Origin of the sequence: Vulcanococcus limneticus LL (assembly GCF_002252705.1) — a bacterium.
Classification (GTDB): Bacteria; Cyanobacteriota; Cyanobacteriia; order PCC-6307; family Cyanobiaceae; genus Vulcanococcus; species Vulcanococcus limneticus.
This window is the reverse complement of the sequence record NZ_NQLA01000003.1, coordinates 66,270-86,107: the sequence shown is the minus strand read 5'-3', so window position 1 is coordinate 86,107 and position 19,838 is coordinate 66,270. Positions and strand designations below refer to the sequence as shown.

The 19,838-nt window shown below is 69.1% G+C and carries 23 protein-coding genes; 2 read left to right on the top strand and 21 right to left on the bottom strand.

The genetic code is table 11. The features are described from left to right. Positions 1-50: 50 nt before the first annotated feature. The 3 genes from CJZ98_RS02645 to CJZ98_RS02635 all read right to left on the bottom strand — a co-directional run bounded on the left by CJZ98_RS02645 (position 51) and on the right by CJZ98_RS02635 (position 2,078). Positions 51-323, bottom strand: coding sequence for a hypothetical protein (locus CJZ98_RS02645; RefSeq protein WP_094588063.1), 273 nt, complete (start codon positions 321-323; stop codon positions 51-53). Between the two features lie 107 nt (positions 324-430). Continuing rightward, positions 431-985 carry a 5-formyltetrahydrofolate cyclo-ligase gene (locus CJZ98_RS02640; RefSeq protein ID WP_315855779.1) on the bottom strand — a complete coding sequence of 185 codons (555 nt, stop codon included), beginning with the start codon at positions 983-985 and terminating at the stop codon, positions 431-433. Between the two features lie 88 nt (positions 986-1,073). Beyond that, the gene (locus CJZ98_RS02635; protein ID WP_094588289.1) at positions 1,074-2,078 is read right to left on the bottom strand and encodes a sulfonate ABC transporter substrate-binding protein; all 1,005 of its coding nucleotides are present in this window, start codon (positions 2,076-2,078) and stop codon (positions 1,074-1,076) included. A gap of 169 nt (positions 2,079-2,247) precedes the next feature. Between CJZ98_RS02635 and CJZ98_RS02630 the strand changes: the two genes are divergently transcribed. After that, on the top strand, positions 2,248-3,105 hold the full coding sequence (locus CJZ98_RS02630; RefSeq protein WP_108723272.1) for a methyltransferase domain-containing protein: 858 nt from the start codon (positions 2,248-2,250) through the stop codon (positions 3,103-3,105). Positions 3,106-3,112: 7 nt separating this feature from the next. Here the strand turns inward: CJZ98_RS02630 and CJZ98_RS02625 are convergent, their stop codons facing one another. The 14 genes from CJZ98_RS02625 to CJZ98_RS02560 all read right to left on the bottom strand — a co-directional run bounded on the left by CJZ98_RS02625 (position 3,113) and on the right by CJZ98_RS02560 (position 16,708). Next, positions 3,113-4,324, bottom strand: a complete 1,212-nt coding sequence (locus CJZ98_RS02625; RefSeq protein WP_094588057.1) for an acyl-CoA dehydrogenase family protein — start codon at positions 4,322-4,324, stop codon at positions 3,113-3,115. Beyond that, a complete protein-coding gene (locus CJZ98_RS02620) occupies positions 4,317-5,105 on the bottom strand; it encodes an ABC transporter ATP-binding protein (protein WP_094588055.1) in 789 nt (262 codons plus the stop codon). Before CJZ98_RS02620 ends, CJZ98_RS02625 begins: the two co-directional genes overlap by 8 nt. A 1-nt stretch (position 5,106) precedes the next feature. Continuing rightward, positions 5,107-5,937 carry an ABC transporter permease gene (locus tag CJZ98_RS02615; RefSeq protein ID WP_198537443.1) on the bottom strand — a complete coding sequence of 277 codons (831 nt, stop codon included), beginning with the start codon at positions 5,935-5,937 and terminating at the stop codon, positions 5,107-5,109. Then, positions 5,934-6,956 (bottom strand): aliphatic sulfonate ABC transporter substrate-binding protein, encoded by a 1,023-nt coding sequence (locus CJZ98_RS02610; RefSeq protein ID WP_094588051.1) that lies wholly within the window; start codon positions 6,954-6,956, stop codon positions 5,934-5,936. The genes CJZ98_RS02615 and CJZ98_RS02610 overlap by 4 nt, the downstream gene beginning before the upstream one ends. Before the next feature lie 162 nt (positions 6,957-7,118). Continuing rightward, complete coding sequence (locus CJZ98_RS02605; protein WP_094588049.1) at positions 7,119-8,021, bottom strand: ATP-binding cassette domain-containing protein; 903 nt, start codon at positions 8,019-8,021, stop codon at positions 7,119-7,121. Positions 8,022-8,027: 6 nt separating this feature from the next. Beyond that, positions 8,028-8,744, bottom strand: a complete 717-nt coding sequence (locus CJZ98_RS02600; RefSeq protein ID WP_232756128.1) for an ABC transporter permease subunit — start codon at positions 8,742-8,744, stop codon at positions 8,028-8,030. A gap of 110 nt (positions 8,745-8,854) precedes the next feature. After that, on the bottom strand, positions 8,855-10,000 hold the full coding sequence (gene ssuD, locus CJZ98_RS02595; protein WP_094588045.1) for an FMNH2-dependent alkanesulfonate monooxygenase: 1,146 nt from the start codon (positions 9,998-10,000) through the stop codon (positions 8,855-8,857). Between the two features lie 52 nt (positions 10,001-10,052). Next, positions 10,053-11,075, bottom strand: a complete 1,023-nt coding sequence (locus tag CJZ98_RS02590; protein WP_094588043.1) for a sulfonate ABC transporter substrate-binding protein — start codon at positions 11,073-11,075, stop codon at positions 10,053-10,055. A gap of 154 nt (positions 11,076-11,229) precedes the next feature. Further along, positions 11,230-11,694 (bottom strand): crossover junction endodeoxyribonuclease RuvC, encoded by a 465-nt coding sequence (gene ruvC / locus CJZ98_RS02585; protein ID WP_094588041.1) that lies wholly within the window; start codon positions 11,692-11,694, stop codon positions 11,230-11,232. 53 nt (positions 11,695-11,747) lie between these two features. Beyond that, a complete protein-coding gene (gene bchI, locus CJZ98_RS02580) occupies positions 11,748-12,836 on the bottom strand; it encodes a magnesium chelatase ATPase subunit I (RefSeq protein ID WP_094588039.1) in 1,089 nt (362 codons plus the stop codon). Next, complete coding sequence (locus CJZ98_RS02575; protein WP_094588037.1) at positions 12,833-14,254, bottom strand: DUF3370 domain-containing protein; 1,422 nt, start codon at positions 14,252-14,254, stop codon at positions 12,833-12,835. The genes bchI and CJZ98_RS02575 overlap by 4 nt, the downstream gene beginning before the upstream one ends. After that, entirely contained in the window at positions 14,254-15,441 is a 1,188-nt protein-coding gene (locus tag CJZ98_RS02570) for a serine hydrolase (RefSeq protein ID WP_094588035.1), read from the bottom strand. The genes CJZ98_RS02575 and CJZ98_RS02570 overlap by 1 nt, the downstream gene beginning before the upstream one ends. Before the next feature lie 29 nt (positions 15,442-15,470). Further along, complete coding sequence (locus CJZ98_RS02565; protein ID WP_232756127.1) at positions 15,471-16,310, bottom strand: RNA methyltransferase; 840 nt, start codon at positions 16,308-16,310, stop codon at positions 15,471-15,473. After that, on the bottom strand, positions 16,307-16,708 hold the full coding sequence (locus CJZ98_RS02560) for a c-type cytochrome (RefSeq protein ID WP_390902057.1): 402 nt from the start codon (positions 16,706-16,708) through the stop codon (positions 16,307-16,309). Before CJZ98_RS02560 ends, CJZ98_RS02565 begins: the two co-directional genes overlap by 4 nt. 177 nt (positions 16,709-16,885) lie before the next feature. On the opposite strand from CJZ98_RS02560, the gene petG reads away from it, so the two are divergent. Next, a complete protein-coding gene (petG, locus tag CJZ98_RS02555; RefSeq protein WP_094588283.1) occupies positions 16,886-16,999 on the top strand; it encodes a cytochrome b6-f complex subunit V in 114 nt (37 codons plus the stop codon). A gap of 6 nt (positions 17,000-17,005) precedes the next feature. Here petG and rsmD read toward each other — a convergent pair whose 3' ends face one another. From rsmD to trxA, 4 genes are all read right to left on the bottom strand, one after another. Continuing rightward, entirely contained in the window at positions 17,006-17,608 is a 603-nt protein-coding gene (rsmD, locus tag CJZ98_RS02550) for a 16S rRNA (guanine(966)-N(2))-methyltransferase RsmD (RefSeq protein ID WP_094588033.1), read from the bottom strand. After that, positions 17,605-18,255, bottom strand: a complete 651-nt coding sequence (hisH, locus tag CJZ98_RS02545) for an imidazole glycerol phosphate synthase subunit HisH (protein ID WP_094588281.1) — start codon at positions 18,253-18,255, stop codon at positions 17,605-17,607. Before hisH ends, rsmD begins: the two co-directional genes overlap by 4 nt. Positions 18,256-18,287: 32 nt before the next feature. Continuing rightward, positions 18,288-19,298: an LOG family protein gene (locus tag CJZ98_RS02540; RefSeq protein ID WP_232756126.1), complete on the bottom strand. Its 1,011-nt coding sequence runs from the start codon at positions 19,296-19,298 to the stop codon at positions 18,288-18,290. Between the two features lie 76 nt (positions 19,299-19,374). Next, complete coding sequence (gene trxA, locus CJZ98_RS02535) at positions 19,375-19,698, bottom strand: thioredoxin (RefSeq protein ID WP_094588031.1); 324 nt, start codon at positions 19,696-19,698, stop codon at positions 19,375-19,377. Positions 19,699-19,838 lie beyond the last annotated feature (140 nt).

Here is a 19,838-nt window from a genome sequence, read left to right as displayed (position 1 = left end):
GCCGTAGGCCAGACCCCGTCAACTGAACGGGCGTCGTACAGCAGGAAGGCTCAGGAGGCGGACCAGCGGCTGCGGCTGGCCTTGCCGGCCTGCACCATCGACACCATCGAGTTGACCATCATCGCCAGGGCATCGCTGGGCTGGTTGCGGTGCTTCAGCTCCGAGGCGATCACATGGTGCACGGCGGAGCCAGTGCTGGCGCTGTGGTGGCGGCTGGCGGGGCTGGCGATCGGCGCGCCGCCGTTGGCGCTGGAGTGACTGAAAGCTGGGTTGCTGAAGGGGGTGCCGCGGAAGAGGTGCGAGGAATCGGCCTGGGGATCCACTGCGTCTCGGGGGAGCAACGTCCCGATCCTGCCAAACAGCCCGCGGCGGCGCGTGGCCCGGCCGCAGCGCGACACAGCTTGCAATAAGGCCCCAGGGCCGCCCCGGCTCAGAACCAATGGAGGCCTGTCTCATCCAGCCAGCCCTGCAGCGGGATGTCCCAGGGGTCCCTGGGCAGGGCCGGCAGCCGGCAGACCGAGGGCAGCACCGCCAGGGTCGGCACGGCGGCCCAGGCCGGCTCGGAGCGCAGGCGGTCGAACCAGCCGCCGCCGTAGCCCAGGCGGATGCCGGCGGCATCGCAGGCCAGGGATGGGGCCAGCAGCAGCGCCATGCGCTCCGGCCCAAGCGGCGGCGCGTTGCCATCGCCGGGCTCCGGCGCGGGGATGCCGCAGGCGTCCGGCCGCAGGGGCCCGTCGGCCCGCCAGGGGCGGTAGACCATCCCCGCCTGATCGGGCGAACCGCCTTCAATGGCCGGCAGGGCCAGCCGGCCGGCCATTGAACCGCTGAGGCTGCGCAGATCCGCTTCGCCGGCCAAGGGCCAGTAGAGCCCCAGGAATCTGGCCTCCGGTACCAGCGCCGGCAAGTGATGGTGGGCGCTGGCCAGGATCGCCGCCTCCACGTCCGGCAGGACCTCGAGACGGCGTTGCCGGAACCGCCGGCGCAGGTCGGGCTTGGTCGCGGAACCCAGGGGTGCGGCGGGGCTGAGGAGTGGGGCGAGTCTGCCGGGTGGCGGGATCCCTGGGGGCTGGCGCCTACTTGAGGAAGGCGGGATCCACGGCGCTCTGCACCTTGATGGGTCTGGGGATCAGCTTCAGCTTGGCGAAGCTGTCGGCAATCTCCTGCTGCTCGGCCACCACCTTGGGGGTGAAGGGCACGAAGGAGAAGTCGCGCCGTTTCACGACCACCTGGAGCACCGACGGATCGAGTTTGATCAGCGGCGAGAAGAACGCCACCACCTTGTCGTCGTTGCGGTTGGCCCAGCGGGACACTGCCTGGGTTTCCCTGCGTAGCCCCCTGATCACGTCGGGGTTCTCCTGGGCGAACGACTTGGTGGCCAGGTAGAAGTCGCGGTTGGTGACCAGACCCTCGCTGGTGATCAGCACCCGGACGTCGCTCTGGGCGGCGGTGGAGGCGTTGAAGGGATCCCAGATGGCCCAGGCATCGATAGAGCCCTGATTGAAGGCGGAGCGGGCATCTGCCGGGGCCAGGTAGACCGGCTCCACATCCTTGAGGGACAGGCCCGCCGATTGCAGCGCCTTGATCGTGAAGTAGTGGGCGCTCGTGCTCTTGCCGAAGGCGATCTTCTTGCCCTTGAGATCGGCGAGGCTGCGGATCGGCGAATTCTTCTTCACCAGGATCGCCGAACTCCTGGCCTTCGGCTCACTGGTGCCCACATAGACGAACGGCACCCCGGCCGCCTGGGCTACCACTGGCGGTGTGTCGCCGGTGCGGCCGATGTCAATGCTGCCCACGCTCAGGGCCTCCAGGATCGGCGGACCGGAGGGGAACTCCACCCACTTCACTTCGGTGACCCCGAGTGGCTTGAGCTTGGCCTCCAGATCCCCCCGGAACTTCACCAGGGTGAGGGGGTCGAACTTCTGGTGGCCGATGCGCAGCACCACGGGCTTGGCCGCAGCCCGGGCGCTGCTGCCCAGCTCGAGGCCGAGGGGAACGCTGCCCGGCAGGAGTACCGCAGCGCCCAGCACGCCGAGCCCCAGTACGGGCACGATTCTGGTGGCGGCTTTCAGGTGCGGCATGGCGGGGTTGGCTGGCATCGGAGCAGTACGAATCAATGCCAGCCGCTGATGCGTTGAACCGGCATCTTTCCCCATAATCCTTGCAGTGATCCTGCCTGTGCCGCGTTGTCGCCACTACACCGCCGGTAGGCGCTTTCCGCATAGGAGGACGCGGCCTGGCCAGCCCGTTTTGCCTGCTTCCCAGCACCTCGATTCCCCCGGTAGGAGCGCCCTCGCCAAAGCCCAGCCCGCTCCCGTCGGCTTCGACAACGACAGTGATGCCCTGGCCCGCGGCTACGCCCGCTCCAATGGCCCCCAGCTGCGTCACGGCCGCCTGTTGCTCGAGCGGCTGGCGCTGCAGGCGGGGGAGTCGGTGCTCGACATCGGCACTGGCACGTGCGAACTGGCCCGAGAGGCGGCCGCCCTGGTGGGGCCGGCCGGCTCGCTGCTGGCCCTGGAGCCTCTGCCGGAGCGGGTTGCCCTGGCGCAGCAGAGCAGTGGCGATGTCCCGGGGCTGCGCTTTGAGCGAGGTGGATCAGCGGACCTGCATCACTATCGCCCCGCCCAGTTTGATGTGGTTTTTCTGAACAGCGTGCTGCACTGGGTGGCGGATCAGCGGCAGCTGATCGCCGATGTTCGGCGGCTGCTCAAGCCCGGCGGGCAGATTGGGTTCAGTGCGGCCCGCCCCGATCGCCTGCACCAGCAGGTGGCGATCCTCGAACCGCTGCTGGCGGATCGCCCGGGATCGGGACTGCTGGTGCCGCCCCATGTCGTCACCGAGCCACAGGTGCGGCAGTGGTTAGCCGATCTCGATCTGGTTGAAGGCCAGCTGGAGCTAGTCACCTTTGTGGATCACTTCTCCGATCTCGATCACCTGCTGCTCTGGAATGCCAGCTCCTTTTTCGGCAACTTCAGCGATGAACTGTCCAGGCCCGAGAATGTCGGCCTGCGCGCCGAAGCCGAGCGGCGTCTCGAACCCTTCCGGGAGGTGGAGGGCATTCGCCTGGAGCGCTATCTGCTACTGGCCACAGCCCGCAAGCCCCACTGATTGCGTTCTAGCTGTAGAACCCGGGAGTTGGAGCGCTCCCCTCGATCACGAAGGCACCGATCTCCTGCAGCTTGGCTTCGACTGGATCGTGCAGGCTGAGGGTTCGGATGTTGCGCCAATAGCGATCCAGGCCGTGGCTGGCGCCGGTGGATCGGGCGCCGAGCCGATCGAAGATGGCCGAGCTGATTGCCAGGGCGACTTCGGTGGCCAGCACCTTGGTGGTGGCGATCGTGATTGCGGTGCTGCCGCGCTGCTCGGCGGTGAGGGCCCGGCCCTGCTGCCAGGCGGTCTCGAGCTCCGTCAGGGCGAGCTCATAGTGGGCACTGGCCCCTTGCAGCTGCACCCAGAGCTGGGCAAAGCGATCCCGGGCCAGCACCGCCTGGGTGGGGTCCTTCGGCTGATCGGGCGCGGCGGCCTGGCGCTCGCGCACCTGATCCACGGCCGCCTGCAGGGCCCCTTCGGCCAGGCCCAGATAGATGTTGGCCAGGTTCAGCTGGGCCAGCAGCGTGCGCGCGGAGGAGAAGGCGCTGCTCCCCTGCCGGCTGGGGTAGAAGATCTGCTCGGGCTGTACAGCCACCTGCTCGAACCGCACCGTGCCGCTGCTGGTCTGGCGCTGGCCGATGGCGTCCCAGTCGTCCAGGAGGTCCACTCCTGGCGTGCGGGTGGGCAGGATCACGATCACCAGCTCGCCCGTGCTCTCCAGCACGGCGGTGGTGGGGATCACGTCGGAGTCGTGGCTGCCGGAGCAGAAGCTCTTCAGGCCATCGAGGCGATAGGCCGGGCCCTCGGCCCGCAGGTGGGAGCGCCGATCGCGGGGGTTGAGGGCGTTGCACCAGAACAGCTGCTTGCTCGCGGTGCGGCGCAGCAGGGCCTCGGCCCCGGCCGCATCGCCGAAGATCAGCGGGATTGTCAGTCCGAGGTAGTGGTACGAGAGCAGGTGGGCCACCGAGCTGTCGACCCGGGCGACCTGCCGTACGAGGGGCGAGATCGCCGACCAGCTCCAGCCGGTGCCGCCCCAGGGTGTCGGGACGCTCAGGCCCAGCAGCCCCGTGTCGCGAATCCACTGTCGGGCCGCCAGCGGCACGCCTCCGACGCGGTCGCGGGCGACAGCGTCACGGACCAGGTCCTGGCAGAGGGCGTCCACGGCCTGTTGCGGCGTCAGCCGTTCCCGGGGGCGGGCGGCGAGGTCCTGCAGGGGCGTGATCAGCTGCTCAGCCATGGATGGCGTGGGCGACGGCGAAGGGTACTGGGTCGGCGCCGGTCTGGCCCGCGCCAACGCTGGGCGGGCGCAGGCTCTGGATCAGTTGCTTCTTGAGGGCCTCAAAGCCGGGCGCCTCGCGGCAGTTGTCCAGGGGCAGATCCAGGCGCAGCTCCTCGGTGATGCGGCCGGGGTGGGGTTGCATCACCAGGATGCGGTCGGCCAGCACGATCGCCTCCTCCACATCGTGGGTCACGATCAGGGTGGAGAGCTGCTCCGATTCCCACAGCTGCAGAAAGTGCTCCTGCAGCTCGGCCCGCTTGATGGCATCGAGGGCACTGAAGGGTTCATCCAGCAGAATCAGCTGCGGCGCACTGGCCAGGGCCCGGGCGATGGCCACCCGCTGGGCCATGCCGCCGGAGAGTTGCTTCGGGTAGTAGTGGCCGTAGGCCGTGAGGCCCACCCGCAGCAGGGCCGAGCTCACGCTGGCGTGGCGGTGGCGGGCCGGACCCCGCAGGCCGAAGGCCACGTTCTGCTCCACGGTGAGCCAGGGCATCAGTCGCGGCTCCTGGAAGATGAAGCCCACGCTGGGCTCCGGCTTGATCACGGGTCTGCCGTGCAGCAGCACCCGGCCGGTGCTGGGGGGGCACAGCCCCGCAGCCAGCCGCAGCAGGGTCGATTTGCCGCAGCCGCTGCTGCCCACGATCGCCACCCGCTCACCGGCCTCGATCCGCAGATCGATCGGTTCGAGGGCGGTGAAGCCGTTGCGGTAGGTCTTGCTGACCGTTTCGAGCTGGAGCATCTCAGGCGGCCTGGAGCGAATGGGAGTCCTGCCACTGCAGGAGGCGCTGGGAGAGCAAGCTGAGCAGTCCGTCAGTGAGCTTGCCGAGTAGGGCGAACAGCAGGATGCTGGCCAGGATCAGGGACGCCCGCCCCGTCTGTTGGCCGTCCACCAGGAGGAAGCCCAGGCCCTTGCTGGCGCCCATCACCTCGGCCGCCACGACGAACATCCAGGCCAGGCCCAGGCCGCCCCGCAGGCCGGTCACGTAGGCCGGCAGGGCGGCAGGGATCAGGATGCAACGCACCAGATCCAGCCGGTTGAATCCCACCATCCGGCCCACCTCCACCAGCTTGCGGTCCACATCCAGCAGGCCCTGGGTGAGGCTCAGGTAGACGGGGAAGAAGGCCCCCACCGCAATCAGGGCCACCTTGGATGGCTCGTAGATGCCGAGCCAGAGGATGAACAGGGGCACCCAGGCCAGGGAGGGAATGCTGCGCAGCGACTGCAGCAGCGGATCGATCAGTTCCCTCGCTGTGCGGGAGACGCCGGTGATCGAGCCCAGCACGGTGGCGGCCACCGCCCCCAGCAGGAATCCCTGCAGAACCCGCCAGCTTGTGATGGCGATGTGCTCGGCCAGCTCGCCGGTGGAGGCCAGGGTGCCGATTGTCTCCAGCACGCTGGAGGGTGTGGGCAGCAGGTTGGTCGGCACCACCGCGCGGGCCTGCACCACCTGCCAGATGAGCAGGATCAGCAGGGGCAGCGCCAGGGCGCGGGCGCCGCGGAAGGCACGCAACCGGCCCCGAAGCCGCCGGCGCGGTGCCCTGTCCGTGACGACGTTCGTGAGGGTGGTCACTTGCCGGTCTTGAGCTTGTTGACGTAGCTGGGATCGATCAGGCTGTCGACCACCGCCTTGGTGTTGGTGGAGGGCGGGATAACACCGGCCTTCTTGAGCACATCCGCAGCGGCCAGGATCGAGGTCTTCTGTGGGGCGCCGATGCTGGAGTTGCGCAGGTCGGTGCGCTCCAGCTGACGGGTCGCGACCGCATCGGTGAGCTTCGAATCCGTGATCAGCACCTTCTTGAGTTCCTGGGGATTCTTCAGAGCCCATTGGCGGGCCTGTTCATAGGCTCGCAGCACGCTCAGCACCGTATCGGGATTCTGCTTGGCAAACTCCTCACGCACGTTCAGAACCCCGAAGGTGTTGAAATCGGGGTTGCGATAAAGCAGCTTCGATTTGGCTTCGATCTCCGACTTGGCAGTCAGCGGATCCAGGCCCGCCCAGGCATCAACATCGCCCTTCTCCAGGGCCGTTTTGCCGTCGGCGTGGGCCAGCTGCACAATCTCCACGTCGCGGGGGGCCAGGCCATTGCGATCGAGGGTGCGCAGCAGGAAGATGTAGGGATCAGTGCCGCGGTTGGCGGCCACTTTCTTGCCTTTGAGATCCTTCACGGATTTGATCTTGGAGCCGTTCGGGACCACCAGAGACGCCCACTCGGGTTTGGAGTAGACGTAGATGGCCTTGATCGGGTTGCCATTGGCCTTGCCGATGAAGGCCGCTGCACCGGCGGTCGAGCCGAAGTCCAGGCTGCGGGCCCCCAGGAATTCCAGGGCCTTGTTGCTGCCCTGGCTGAGCACCCATTCCACCTTGATGTTCTTCTTCTTCAGCTCCTTCTCCAGGATGCCGCGGTCCTTGAGCACCAGGCTCACCGGGTTGTAGTAGGCGTAGTCCAGGCGCACGGTGCTCGCTGGCTTGGCCTGGGCCAGGGCGCTGCTGGAAGAGGAAAGCCCCAGGGTTCCCGCCAGTGCCAGGCCGGTCGCCAGCGCGAGACGGAATACGGAGCGGCGGGATGTTGTCGGAGCGCGAAAAGCCATGGCTGTTGTGATGGTCAAAGGTGGCGCCGGGTTGGCACCGATCCATTCAGGAAGTGTGTGGGATGGTGTTCCCATCTTGTGTGGCAGCTTCCACTCCCGCTTGTAGTCAGAGAACTGGACAGTGACCTGTCTATGCGGATCTGTGCGGAGCTGTCTGGGGGGCTATTGCAGCTGGGCCGTGAGGGCCCCAGAGGGCTCGCCGATGGGGGGGGAGTCGGAGCGTTCTGAGCCGCGCGCACCGGCGGGCTGGCCTGTGGGCCGGGGGCTGTGGCCATGCTCTGGCGTTACGGCCTCTGTCGCGTGGTCCGCTGTCTTTTGCGGCGCCGATCCCTGGCCGCCCTGGGTGAGGATCGTGTCGAGGATTTCGGCCGTGAGCTGGGAGAATCCCGGATCGCCGCGGCGACGCGGGCGCTGCAGGTCGTTGCGGAAATCGCGGGCAATGCGGCCCTCCTCCAATACCAGAATCCGGTCCGCCAGGGTGACGGCCTCCTCCACATCGTGGGTGACCAGAATCGAGGTGAAGCCCTCCTCAAGCCAGAGGTTCTCGATCAGCTGCTGCATCTCGATGCGGGTGAGCGCGTCAAGGGCACCGAGGGGCTCATCCAGCAGCATCAGCCGCGGCTGGGTGATCAGAGCCTTGGCCAGGGCCACCCGCTGGCGCTGGCCGCCGGAGAGCCGGGCGATCCAGTCGCCGGCCCGCTCGTGCAGGCCCACGTGGCGCAGCACCTCGAGGCCACGGGAGCGCCAGTCGCCGCGCAGTCCCAGGCCCACGTTGTCGAGCACGCTCTTCCAGGGGAGCAGGCGGCCGTCCTGGAACATGATCCGAGCGTGCAGGTTCACGCTGCGCAGGGGCTCGCCGTTCACCAGCACGCCCCCGTCGCAGGGAGCTTCCAGGCCGCTCAGCAGTCGCAGCAGCGTGGATTTACCGCAGCCACTGCGGCCCACGATGGCCACGAAATGACCGCCGTCAACGGCCAAATCAATGGCGCTGAGTACGGGACGACCTGCGTAGGTCTTGGTCAGTTCGACCAGTTGCAGGCTGGTGCCAGGGGTGGTTGTGCTCATGGCTCCTCAGGAAATCGCGGGCTTGCTGGGCACGGCCTTGGCGGTGCGCTGGAAATTGGGATGCCACGGCAATAGCCTGTGCTCAAGGCCGCGGGCCATGCTGTCGGAAAGCTTGCCAAGGAGGGCGTAGAGAATGATGCTGAAGACGATGATGTCCGTCTGCATGAACTCACGGGCATTCATGGCCATGTAACCGATGCCGCTATTGGCGGCGATCTGCTCGCCCACGATCAGGATGATCCAGGCAATCCCAAGGGAGAAGCGCACGCCCACCAAGATGGATGGGGTGGCCCCCGGCAGCACGATATTGGTCACGATCTGCCAGGGGCTCAGGCCGTAGACCTTGCCCATCTCGATCAGGCCTGGATCGATCGAGCGGATGCCATGGAAGGTGTTCAGGTACACCGGGAAGAACACACCTACAGAAACCAGGAAGACTCGAGCCTCCTCGCCGATCCCAAACCAGAGGATCACCAGCGGGATCATCGCCAGCGGTGGAATATTGCGGAGCATCTGGAAGGACGAATCCAGCAGCAGTTCCGCCCGCGGCATCAGGCCATTGATGAGGCCGAACAGCAGCCCTAACGAAGCTCCGATCAAGAAGCCCACGCCGGCCCGACCGGCGCTGATCGACAGGTGGCCCCAGAGCTCGCCGGAGCGGCCCATATTGATGGCCGCCAGGGCGATGGCAGAGGGAGCAGGCAGGATGCGGGTGGGGATCACGCCCCGGCTGGCGAGCAGCTGCCAGAGCACCAGCAGCAGCAAGGGCACCAGCCAGGGAATCAGGCTGCGCTTGAGCCGAGGGTTCAGCTGGAAGGGTTGGAAGCGCGCCATCAGCCCTGCACCTTCGCTGCGGCCGGAACCTTGGCGTTGGCGATGATCTCGCCGAAGGGCGCCAGCACAAGCTGACCTTCGGGGGCGGGGGGCAGCTCCAGCGGCAACCGCGGGAACAGGTGTTCCGCCACCCGGTAGGCCTCCTCCAAATGGGGATAGCCCGAGAGGATGAAGTGCTGGATTCCCAGCTCGGCGTACTCCTCCAGGCGCCGGGCCACCGTGTCGGCATCGCCCACCAGGGCCGTGCCGGCGCCGCCGCGCACCAGGCCCACGCCGCTCCAGAGGTTCGGGCTCACCTCCAGGGCGTTGCGGCTACCGGCGTGGAGCTGGGTCATGCGGCTCTGGCCGACTGAATCCATGCGGCTGTAGACCTTCTGGGCCTCGGCGATGGTGGCGTCGTCCACATAGCGGATCAGGTCGTCGGCCGCATCCCAGGCCTGCTGGTTGGTCTCGCGAACGATGATGTGCAGACGGATGCCGAACTCCAGCTCGCGCCCCTGACGCCGGGCGCGCTCCCGCACCGCCTCGACCTTCTGCTTCACCAGCTCGGGCGGTTCGCCCCAGGTGAGATAGGTGTCCACGTGGCGGGCCGCCACATCCTGACCGGCCTCCGACGAGCCGCCGAACCACAGCGGTGGGTGGGGCTGCTGTACACCCCGATGGATCACGCTGCCATCGCGGATGTCGAGGAAGTCGCCCTGGAAGTCGGTGCGCTCGCCCCGCAGCATCGCGCGCCAGACGGTCAGGAACTCATCGGTCAGCCTGTAGCGATCGTCATGGCTGAGGTGGAGGCCGTCGCCGGCGTTCTCCACCGGATCGCCGCCGGTGACGACGTTGATCAGCAGGCGGCCATTGCTGAGGCGATCGAAGCTGGCGGCCATCCGCGCCGCCACCCCCGGTGACATCAGACCTGGCCTGACCGCCACCAGGAACTTGAGCCGCTCGGTGGTGGCCGCCAGCATCGAGGCGGCCACCCAGGCGTCGTGGCAGGAGCGACCGGTGGGCAGCAGCACCCCGGTGTAGCCCAGGTGGTCGGCGGCGCGGGCGATCACCTGCAGATAGGGCAGGGTGATCTGCCGGCCGCCTGTCGAGGTGCCCAGGTACTGGCCATCGCCATGCAGGGGAATGAACCAGAACAGCTGCATCGGGGATCCTGTGGGGGGAGTGGGTGGAATGGTCTGGTCAGTCAGCGGCGTGTCACTTGGTCTTGAACACCGGATCGCTGTACACCTTCTCCTTGACGTTGATCTTGACGGGAATCAGCTTCAACTCCTTGAAGGTGTCGGCCACGTTCTGCTGATAGCTGATGATCGCCGGGCTGATCGGCACGATGCCGCTGGGGCGTCGGTTCAGCACTTCCACCAGGGTGGGGGCGTCGATCTTGAGCTCCGGTGAGAGCTGGTTGGCCACGGCGCTCACGTTCTTCTTGGCCCAGCTGTCGGTCTTTTCCAGCTCACTCAGGATGGTCTTGGCATCCTTGCTGCGGCCCTTGGCGAAGTCGCGGCTGAAGAGGAAGAACTCCCGGTTGGCCACCACGCCCTCGCCATCGGCCAGCACCCGCGAGTTGGTGGCCCGCTTGGCCTGGGTGAAGAAGGGATCCCAGATCACCCAGGCATCCACCGAGCCGGCCTCATAGGCGGCCCGGGCGTCAGCCGGAGGCAGGAACACCACGTTGACGTCGCTGTATTTGAGGCCGTTCTTCTCGAGCAGCTTGACCAGCAGGTAATGCACGTTGGAGCCCTTATTCAGGGCCACCTTCTTGCCCTTGAGATCCTTGACGCTGCGCAAGGGAGAGTTCTTTGGCACCAGGATCCCCTCGCCGCGGGGATTGGGGGTGCTGGAGGCCACGTAGACGAAGGGATTGTTGGCGGCCTGGGCAAAGATCGGCGGCGCCTCACCGACGCTGCCCAGGTCGATGCTGCCGGTGTTCAGGGCCTCCAGCAGGGCGGGGCCGGCAGGGAACAGCAGCCAGTCCACCTTCACGCCCTTCGCGGCGAAGGCCCGCTCCAGGCTCCCGCGTGATTTGAGGATGCTGAGGGTGCCATACTTCTGGTAGCCGACACGCACGCTCTTGTCGCCGGCCGCCGCCGCCATCGAGCTGCTCGGTGCCAGGGCCGTGATCGAGCTGGCCAGTCCTCCGGCCAGCACGAGTGCCGTGCTCAGCAGTACCCGGCGACGGCTGGTGCGCAGGGGGCCGGTGGGACGTGGGGAGACGGGCATTGGGCGCAGGAACTCCAGCTGACCCCACCACCCTCTGTCCCGGGCCGGGTGGGCCGGTGTGGGTGGCGCCAGCGGGCTCTGTGCCCGCTTGGCTTGACAGGGCCTCTGCATCCGCTCCGGCGGAGGCCGGGCCTGCTCTGGTTCCAGTTCTGGCTCAGCGCTGGAACCAGCCGGTCAGGGCCACGGCCAGGGCGTCGGCGGCGTCATCCGGCCGTGGTGGCACCTCAAGGTTCAGCTCGCGCATCACGGCCGTCAGCACGTCGTCCTTGCCGGCGTGGCCGTGGCCGGCCACGGCCAGTTTGATCTGCATCGGCGGGAACTCCACCACTGGGATGGCGAAGCGGGCCAGGGTCATCATCAGCACGCCGCGGGCCTGCACCACGGCGATCGTGGTGCTGGAGCGGTAGAAGAAGAACTTCTCCACAGCCGCCAGCTCCGGCCGCCAGGCCCGGATCAGCTGGCGCAGATCCCGGGCGATCTCCACCATCCGTTCGCCCTCGCTGCGGCCGGGGTCGGTGCGGATGATGCCGCAGTCCAGCAGGCGCTGCTGGCCGCCGCCGGTGTCGATCACGCCGTAGCCGACGCGGGCCAGGCCCGGATCGAGGCCGATGATGCGCATGGGCAGGCGGCGTTCGGCCCAGTGTGCAGGAGCTGGCTCGGGCCGGCCGCCGCTCAGGCTGCCAGGGCCAGCTCGAAGGCGCGGCGGTCGGTTGCCTCAGGCCGTTCGAACACCTTGCAGAACACCTTCACCACCCGATCGCCCGAGTCGATCTGCTCGAGCGGATCTTTGCGCAGGCGGTGACGCAGACAACAGGCGGCCACGCGGGCCACGTCGTCTTCCGTCACTTCGGTGCGGCCCTCGAAGGCGGCCAGGGCGCGGGCGGCGCGGTTGGTCACGATGTCGCCGCGCAGGCCGTCCACATCCAGCTCGCCACAGATGGCGCTGATGCGGATGCGCAGGTCGTCGTCGATGGCCACCTGGGGCAGGCGGTTCTGGGCCTCCACCACCCGCGCCTGCAGGGCGTCCTGGGTGGCCTGCACCCCGTCGTTGAAGCGGTCAGGGTCGTTGTCGAAGCTGGTGCGCTGGTCCACCACCTGCACCCGCAGCTCGGGATCGCGCACGGTGCGCACTTCCACGCTCATCCCGAAGCGATCCAGAAGCTGGGGCCGCAGTTCGCCCTCCTCGGGGTTGCCAGAGCCGATCAGCACGAAGCGGGCCGGGTGGCGCACGCTCACGCCCTCGCGCTCCACCGTGTTCCAGCCGGAGGCGGCCGAATCCAGCAGCACGTCCACCAGGTGGTCGTCGAGCAGGTTCACCTCATCCACGTAGAGCAGGCCGCGGTTGGCCTTGGCCAGCAGGCCCGGCTCAAATGCCCGCACACCCTCGCTGAGGGCCTTCTCGATGTCGATCGTGCCGCAGAGGCGATCTTCCGTGGCGCCCAGGGGCAGGTCCACCATCGGCACCTGACGCTGCTCAATCGGCAGCTGCTCGCCATGCTCGGCCCGCAGGCGCACCTCGGCACTCTGCAGATCCGGATCGCTGGGGGAGCTGTTGTAGGGATCGCCCGCCACCACGTCGATCTCGGGCAGCAGGTCGGCCAGGGCCCGGATCGTGGTGCTCTTGCCCGTGCCCCGGTCGCCCATGATCATCACGCCGCCGATGCGCGGATCGATCACGTTCAGCAGCAGGGCCAGCTTCATCTCCTCCTGACCCACGATGGCGGTGAAGGGGAAGACCCGGCGCTTGCGGGCTTGCGTCACGGTTGGCTGCTGGCTGGGGGAGCAGGCGATTGTTTCACAGCCGGTTGAGCCGCCGGGCCGGCCACGGGCAGCAGGCTGAGCACCTGGGGCGGCGTGGCATCGGCCGGGTAGATCAGCCGCACCCGCAGCTGCCGCTGGCTGCCGGGGGCCAGGCTCACCGTGCCCAGGGCCGGGCCCTGCTGGCCCGCCCGCTGAATCAGGTGGAATCGGCGGCGGCCGGTGGCCCTGCCGGCGTCATCATCGAGGCCGCTCACCTCCACGCTGCCGCGGAACATCACGGCCCGTGCCGGGCTGGTGTTGAAGCGCAGGCCCCCGAGGGGCGCATCGGTTTTGAGCGGCGATTCCAGGGCCAGCTGCAGCTGCAGCGGTGCCTTGGTGTCGTTGCGCAGGGGGATGGCCAGGTCGTACTCCACGCCGTAGTTGCCGTGGGCGGCCCAGGCGGTGCCGGGGTAGAGGACCTGCAGTTCGGCGGTCTGCACCTGGCCGGTGCCGAGGCTGCCGCGCTCCAGGGAGCTGATCGGCCAGGAGATCGGGGCGCGGCTGGCACTGAGCCAACGCTGGCCCTGGTCCGTGAGGGTCGTGCGCCACACACTGCCGATCTGCACCCCGCTCACCCGCGAGTAGATCAGCTTGCCCTTGCTGCCGCGGGGGGTGGGCTGGTGCTCCTTGGGGCTCAAGGGCCCATCCAGCAGCGCTGCCCAGCCCTGGGGCGGCGGCGGCTGATTGCCTGTGCCGAAGGCCGCCAGGGTGGCCAGGCTCACGGGGCCACTGCTCTGCAGCCGCAGCTGCAGGTTGCGGCCGTTGAGCAGCGGATCGAGTCCCTTCACCGGCAGCGGCAGCACCACCAGGGTGGTGGGCGCTCCGGGCTGCAGGGTCCAGCTGCCCGGCAGCAGCGGGCTGCGATGGCGCTCCAGCAGTTCGGTGGCCACGCGGCTGCCGGGGCCGGAGAAGACCGTGCCGTCCTGGGGCAGCAGCTCCGGCAGGGGCAGGAAGGGGGCCGAGGGCTGCACCGCGTCGGTGGCCTGGGACAGGGCGGTGGAGCCTGCCAGGAGCTGCAGGGTCACCGGCTGTGGGCCCCGTGGCTGGGCCAGCACCGCCAGCCAGAGGGTGGAATCGAGGCTCTCGGGCCGCCCGGCATACACGTGGTGGCTGAACAGGTCGAAGCGACCGCTCAGCGGCAGATCCAGGTGGGCCTCCGGCGCGCCCCGGCCCTGCCTGGCGAAGGTGGAGAGCAGGATCCCCGCCGCCGTGATCAGCTCCGGGTTGTTGTCGTTCACCAGCAGCACCCTGTCCAGGCCGCCCGGCAGGGGGGCCACGGTCTGGGGGCGCAGCAGGGTGGAGGGCGGTGCGGGGGCCGGCGCCGGGGCGGGGGCGACCCCGGGGGCCGGCAGGGCGGCGGCCAGCAGGACGGACAGCATCAGCGGCGGGCAGGGGACGGTGTCGCGGTGGACGGTGCCGTGGTGGACGGTGTCGCGGCGGGGGCCGCGGTGGAGGAGGGCGTCGTGGTGGGCTGGGTGCCGGGCTGGGAGGCCGCGGAGCCGCGGGGCACCAGCAGCTTGGCCACCTCGGCGGCCATGGCACGGATCAGGTCGGTGGAGCGGGGGTCGTTGAAGGGGCCCTTCACCATGAAAGCGGCCACGGCCCGCTGGCCGTTGGGCAGCTCGATCAGGCCACCATCGGCATAGGCGATGCCGATGTCGCCGGTCTTGTTGAGCACGGTCACGCCGTAGGCCATCAGGTCGGCATCGGGATCGGCCGAGTCGCCGCCGAGGCCCTGCAGCAGGCCCAGGGGAATCAGGGTGTTGGTGCGCGAGCTGCCCATCACCTGGCGGAACAGGTCCCGGGCCCGGGGGCTGAGCTTTTCGCCGGTGTCCACCAGGGCGATGCTCCGGGCCAGGTCGTGGGCGCTGGTGGTGTTGGTGCCCTCCAGATCCGGAAGCCAGTTGTTGATCACCGTGCCCGGCAGTCCCAGGGCCTGGAAGCGGGTGTTGAGGGCCGTCTTGCCACCGAGCCGCTTGATCAACAGGTTGGTGGCGGTGTTGTCGCTCACGCGGATCATCTCGGTGGCTGCCTCGTGGAACGGGAAGCGCGTACCCACCGGCTTGTTTGCCATCCAGCCGGCGCCGGCCCCCACCACCTCCTTGGTCATGGTCAGCGGCTGGTCCCAGCGCAGGCGGCCGGCGTCGAGGTCCTCCATGGCCGCCAGCAGGATCGGTGTCTTGATCGAGCTGGCGGCCGGCAGGGGCAGCTCGCTCTGCAGCTGGGCAAAGCGACCGTCATCGAGCACCAGCAGGTAGGCGCTGGCCTTGAGATCCTTGTGGACTGCGGCCAGGGCCGCCCATTTCTTGCTCAGACCCGTGAGCTCCTGGTGGGGCTCGAAGCGGCCCAGGGGGATGCCCCGCGGCAGGGCCTGGAGCGGCTGGCTGGCCGGGCTGCCGGTGACGCGGGGGGCGTTGATCGAGCCCTGGGCCAGGCGCGGCGCCAGCAGCTTCAGGGCCGTGCCGCTGATCAGCCCCAGGCCGATGCCCATGACCAGCAGCCGTAGCAGCAGGCGCAATGGCCCCCAGGTGCCGGAGCCGGAGCGGGCGGGGCGAGGGGAACTCACGGGCGGGCGGATCCGGGCAGGGGCAGACCTTAGGGGCTTCGCCGCTGTGATGCCCAGCGCAGCTGCCGGACCATGCCCCGCACCAGGGCCACCTCCCCGTCGCGGATCTGGGCGCGCTGCAGCAGGCCCCGCAGCTTGGCCATGCGGGCATGGGCCGTGTGGGGGTAGAGGAAGCCCACCGCCAGCAGCAGGTCCTCCGCGTCCTGAAGCATGGCCTCGACGGCTCCGCGGCATGCCGGCTCCTCGAGGAGATCGGCTCGGGTTTCGCCGCCCTTTGGCGCCGCCACCGTGGTCGGCACTGGCAGGGGGGCGGGCGGGCCCGGCTCTTCGGATTGGGCCTGCCGCAGCCGCGCCTGGTGGAGTTCGTGCAGGCAGATGGCGGCGGCCTGGGCGAGGTTCAAGGAGGCGTAGGCCTCGCCGGTGGCAATGCGCAGCACCTGGCCGGCCTGCAGCAGTTCATCGGTGCTCAGCCCCCGGTCCTCGCGTCCGAACACCAGCGCCGATGGTGGTGGCGGCTCCCCGGTCGGCAGGGCGGCCCCCGCCAGCAGCCAGCCGAGGGCGCTGGCGGGGCTTTGCAGGGGCAGGCTGTCGCGCGCCACCTGACCGCAGCTGGCCACCACCCGCCTGCAGTCGGCCAGGGCCGCGGCCAGGTCGGGGAACAGGCGGGCCCGCTGCAGCAGCGCGCCGCCGTGCACCGCCATGCGCATGGCCTCCTCGCCGAGGTGGTCGCAGCGGGGGGCCACCAGCCGCAGCTCGGCGATGGCGAAGTTGGCGCAGAGCCGGGCCACGCCGCCCACATTGAGCGGGCCTGCCGGCTCGACCAGCACCACCACGATCGGGGCGGACTGCCGCGCCGCTAGGTCGCTCACGCCAGCGCGTGCAGGTAGGCGAGCAGGTCGGCCATGGCCTGGGGCTCGGGCTGGAAGCGGGGCATGGGCGGCGTGCGGCCGCTCACCACCTGCTGGATCAGCTGCCGGTCGTTCTTGCGGCTGGCCACGCCATGCAGGTTCGGGCCCACCAGGCCCTGGGCGGCGATCCCGTGGCAGCCGGCGCAGTTGATCATGAACAGCTGGCCGCCCCGCTCCGCGGAGCCCCCCAGCTGCAGGGTGCTGCGGGTGTAGGGATCACTGCGGGCCTCCGGCAGGGCCACCAGCAGCACCAGCAGGATCGAGCCGATGGCCGCCAGCACCAGCAGGGCGCTGATCAGGCTGCGGCGGAACTGGTCTCCGGCCGAAGGGTCTGCGCCCAAGCCCGCGGCGGCGTCCAGTCCGCCGACGGGTGTCGCCAAGGGCACGGCAGAGAGCGCCGGCGTGAGCGCCGACGAGGACGGAAGCGCTGGCGGCGGAATGGCGTTGGGCTCGGCGATCACGGTTGCTCTATGGGCGTCTCGGTGGCCGCCAGGGCCATGGGACAATTCTGCAACGCCACCCCGTTCAATCGCGCCATGATCGAACCCCTGCTCTGCGGCATCGTGCTCGGTCTGATCCCGGTGACCCTGGCTGGTCTGTTCGTGGCCGCCTGGAACCAGTACCGCCGTGGCGGCGCCCTCGGCGGCTGATGCGGCTCAGCCCGCAGGCCTGAGCCGCATCAGGGTGCTGCTGCCGTAGCTGCGCTGGTCGTACAGCTGCCAGCCCTCAGGCAGCTTCGGAATGGCAGTCGAGGAGCACTCCAGGAGAAGCTCCCCCCCAGGAGCCAGCCAGCCCCCTGCTGCTACGGCCGTGGCCACCGGGCCGTAGAGCCCAGCTGCGTAGGGCGGGTCGGCATAGATCAGCTGGAAGCCGCCGCTCCAGGGGCGCCCGTGGCCCCGTTCACCTGCTCCACCCTGCAGCCAACGCAGCACCTCCTGCTGCACCACCTCGACCTGCACAGGGGTCTGTCCAAGCTCCTGGGTCCGACCGGCCAGGCCAGCTGCCACGGCCTCCAGGTTGGCGCGGCTGGTTGCCGCCATGCGCCGGTCCTGATCGACGGCCACCACGGCGGCCGCGCCGCGCTGCAGCGCCTCGCAACCCATCACACCGCTGCCGCTGAATAGATCCAGCCACAGGGCCCCCGGCAGTTCGGCCGCCAGCATGTTCATCACCGCAAGCCGCAGCCGCGAGGGGGTGGGACGGGCGGTTGCGCCTGGTGGGCTCTGCAGCCGGCGACCGCCGCTCAGCCGCAGGCTCATGGGCTGGGGCGCCCAGCCGCCAGCCAGTCCAGCCAGCGCCGCAGCATCGCCTCGCCCGTGCCGCTCGATTTCTCCGGGTGAAACTGGCAGGCGGCGATGCTCCCCTGCCACACCGCAGCGGTCACGGGGGTGCCGGCGAAGTCGACCTGGGCGGTGGTACAGGCCGGATCACTGGGCTCGGCTGCATAGGAGTGCACGAAGTACACCCAGCTCGCCGGGGTTTCCGCCGGCAGCAGCGGGCTGGGCTCGGCCGGCAGCAGCGGTGCCCAGCCCATGTGGGGCACCGGATGGCCGGGGCTGCGGGGCAGGGCCCGCACCCGGCCCTTGAGCAGGCCCAGGCCGGCCGCCTGGCCCTCGTCGCTGGCCTCGAACAGCAGCTGCAGGCCCAGGCAGATGCCAAGCAGGGGCTGGCCGGCGCCGCACCAGGCCTCGATCACCGGCACCAGGAGCGAGCGGTGCAGCCGCTCCATCGCCGGATCGAAGGCCCCCACCCCCGGCAGCACCAGGGCCCGGCAGCCGGCGGTGTCCGCGGCGCCGTGGACGGCCACCACCTCAGCGCCGAGGCGTTCGAAGGCCCGCTGCACCGAGTGCAGATTGCCCATGCCGTAGTCGATCAGGCCGATGCGGAGCGGTGTCGGGCTGGCCATGGTCAAGCCGGTCACAGGCGGGGTACCCATCCTCAGGTGGCGCTGACACCGAGCCGCTGGCCTGGCTGCTCCAGGGCCGGCGAGGCCGGCAGGGGGATGGCGTTGATCCGATCGATCAGCTGATAGAGCCGACCCATCCGCCGCCGATCCAGCTGGAAACGCAGGCAGGGCCGCAGCATCCCCTCCTCATCGGAGCCCTCGCCGGCGCTGATCGTGCCCTCGCTCACCACATCGGCGAACTCCCGGTTCAGATCCGGCAGCAGCTCGGGTGGGATCGGTACGTGCAGCAGCAGCTCCATCCGGTCCTCACCGAGCTGGGCGGCGTGGAACACGCGGTAGAAGGTGCAGATGTGCTCCATCGCCTCGGCGGCGGTGGTGGCCTGCTTGAGCAGGGCCGTGTCCTCGGCCGAGATCAGGCCCCGGGCGGCCAGACCAGCCTGGACATCGCGCATCAAGGTGGGCCAGAAGTCGTCCCCGGGGGGCGCCAGCATCACCAGCGGGATCGGCGGGGTGCGGCCGGTCTGGATCAGGGTCAGGGATTCGAACAGTTCATCGAAGGTGCCGTAGCCGCCAGGCAGCACCACGAGCGCATCGCTCTCGCGCAGGAAGAACAGCTTGCGGGTGAAGAAGTAGCGGAAGTGCAGGAGGCGACCGTCACAGCCGCTCACGTAGCGGTTGGCGTGCTGCTCGAAGGGCAGATCCACGTTGAGGCCGATGCTGTTCTCACAGCCGGCGCCACGGTTCGCCGCCTCCATGATGCCGCCGCCGGCCCCGGTCATCACATCGAAGCCCTGGGCCACCGCCTCGGCGGCCAGCTGCTCGGCGAGTTTGTAGGCCGGGTCGTCGGTGGCGGTGCGCGCCGAGCCGAACACGGTCACCTTGCGGGTCTGGCGCCGCGGGCCGAACACAGCCAAGCCGTCGCGGATGTCGGCCAGGGCGCCACGGATGAGGCGCCACTCGTTGGCGTCGGTGCTGCTGCGGCTGATCTCCAGCAGACTGACGATGGTCCGTTCGATCTCGCGGCGCTGGGGGTGGCCCCGCAACAGGGACCCCAGGGCATCCAGCGGACTCTGGCCTGTGGAGTAGGCGGGCGAGAAGGCGGAACTCAGAACGTGAGAGTCAGAGGTACTTGGAGATGGTGCCCGAGAGGGTGGTCTTGGGAACGGCACCCACCACCGTGTCCACTTTCTGACCGCCCTTGAACACCATCAGGGTGGGGATGCTGCGGATGCCGTACTGGCTGGCGACGTTGGGGTTTTCGTCAGTGTTGAGCTTGAACACCTTGATCTTGCCTTCGAACTCCTTGGCGATCTCATCGACGATCGGGGCCACCATGCGGCAGGGGCCACACCAGGGAGCCCAGAAGTCCACCAGCACGGGCACCTCGCTCTTGAGCACGTCTTGCTCGAAGGACGCGTCGGTGACGGCAGCTGCGCTGGACATCCGTAGGGGAATCAGGATGCCCGGAATCTAGCAACGCCACCTGGGCTTTCTCCGGTGGCGCAGCGGGCTCGTAATGAAGACAAAAGGCCCGGACGCGCCGGGCTTGGGGGTGTGAGGAGTGTGTGGGCCTAAGCCCGCAC

Bases quoted from the DNA above. Each gene is read 5' to 3' on its own strand.
- ruvC (WP_094588041.1), bottom strand. From the start codon at position 11,694: ATGCGCATCATCGGCCTCGATCCGGGCCTGGCCCGCGTCGGCTACGGC.
- hisH (WP_094588281.1), bottom strand. From the start codon at position 18,255: ATGGCCAGCCCGACACCGCTCCGCATCGGCCTGATCGACTACGGCATG.
- CJZ98_RS02610 (WP_094588051.1), bottom strand. From the start codon at position 6,956: ATGGCTTTTCGCGCTCCGACAACATCCCGCCGCTCCGTATTCCGTCTC.
- CJZ98_RS02605 (WP_094588049.1), bottom strand. From the start codon at position 8,021: ATGAGCACAACCACCCCTGGCACCAGCCTGCAACTGGTCGAACTGACC.
- CJZ98_RS02620 (WP_094588055.1), bottom strand. From the start codon at position 5,105: ATGCTCCAGCTCGAAACGGTCAGCAAGACCTACCGCAACGGCTTCACC.
- CJZ98_RS02625 (WP_094588057.1), bottom strand. From the start codon at position 4,324: ATGGCTGAGCAGCTGATCACGCCCCTGCAGGACCTCGCCGCCCGCCCC.
- CJZ98_RS02575 (WP_094588037.1), bottom strand. From the start codon at position 14,254: ATGCTGTCCGTCCTGCTGGCCGCCGCCCTGCCGGCCCCCGGGGTCGCC.
- ssuD (WP_094588045.1), bottom strand. From the start codon at position 10,000: ATGCAGCTGTTCTGGTTCATTCCCCTGCATGGCGATGGCCAGTACCTG.
- CJZ98_RS02590 (WP_094588043.1), bottom strand. From the start codon at position 11,075: ATGCCCGTCTCCCCACGTCCCACCGGCCCCCTGCGCACCAGCCGTCGC.
- CJZ98_RS02635 (WP_094588289.1), bottom strand. From the start codon at position 2,078: ATGCCGCACCTGAAAGCCGCCACCAGAATCGTGCCCGTACTGGGGCTC.
- trxA (WP_094588031.1), bottom strand. From the start codon at position 19,698: ATGTCCAGCGCAGCTGCCGTCACCGACGCGTCCTTCGAGCAAGACGTG.
- petG (WP_094588283.1), top strand. From the start codon at position 16,886: ATGATCGAACCCCTGCTCTGCGGCATCGTGCTCGGTCTGATCCCGGTG.
- rsmD (WP_094588033.1), bottom strand. From the start codon at position 17,608: ATGAGCCTGCGGCTGAGCGGCGGTCGCCGGCTGCAGAGCCCACCAGGC.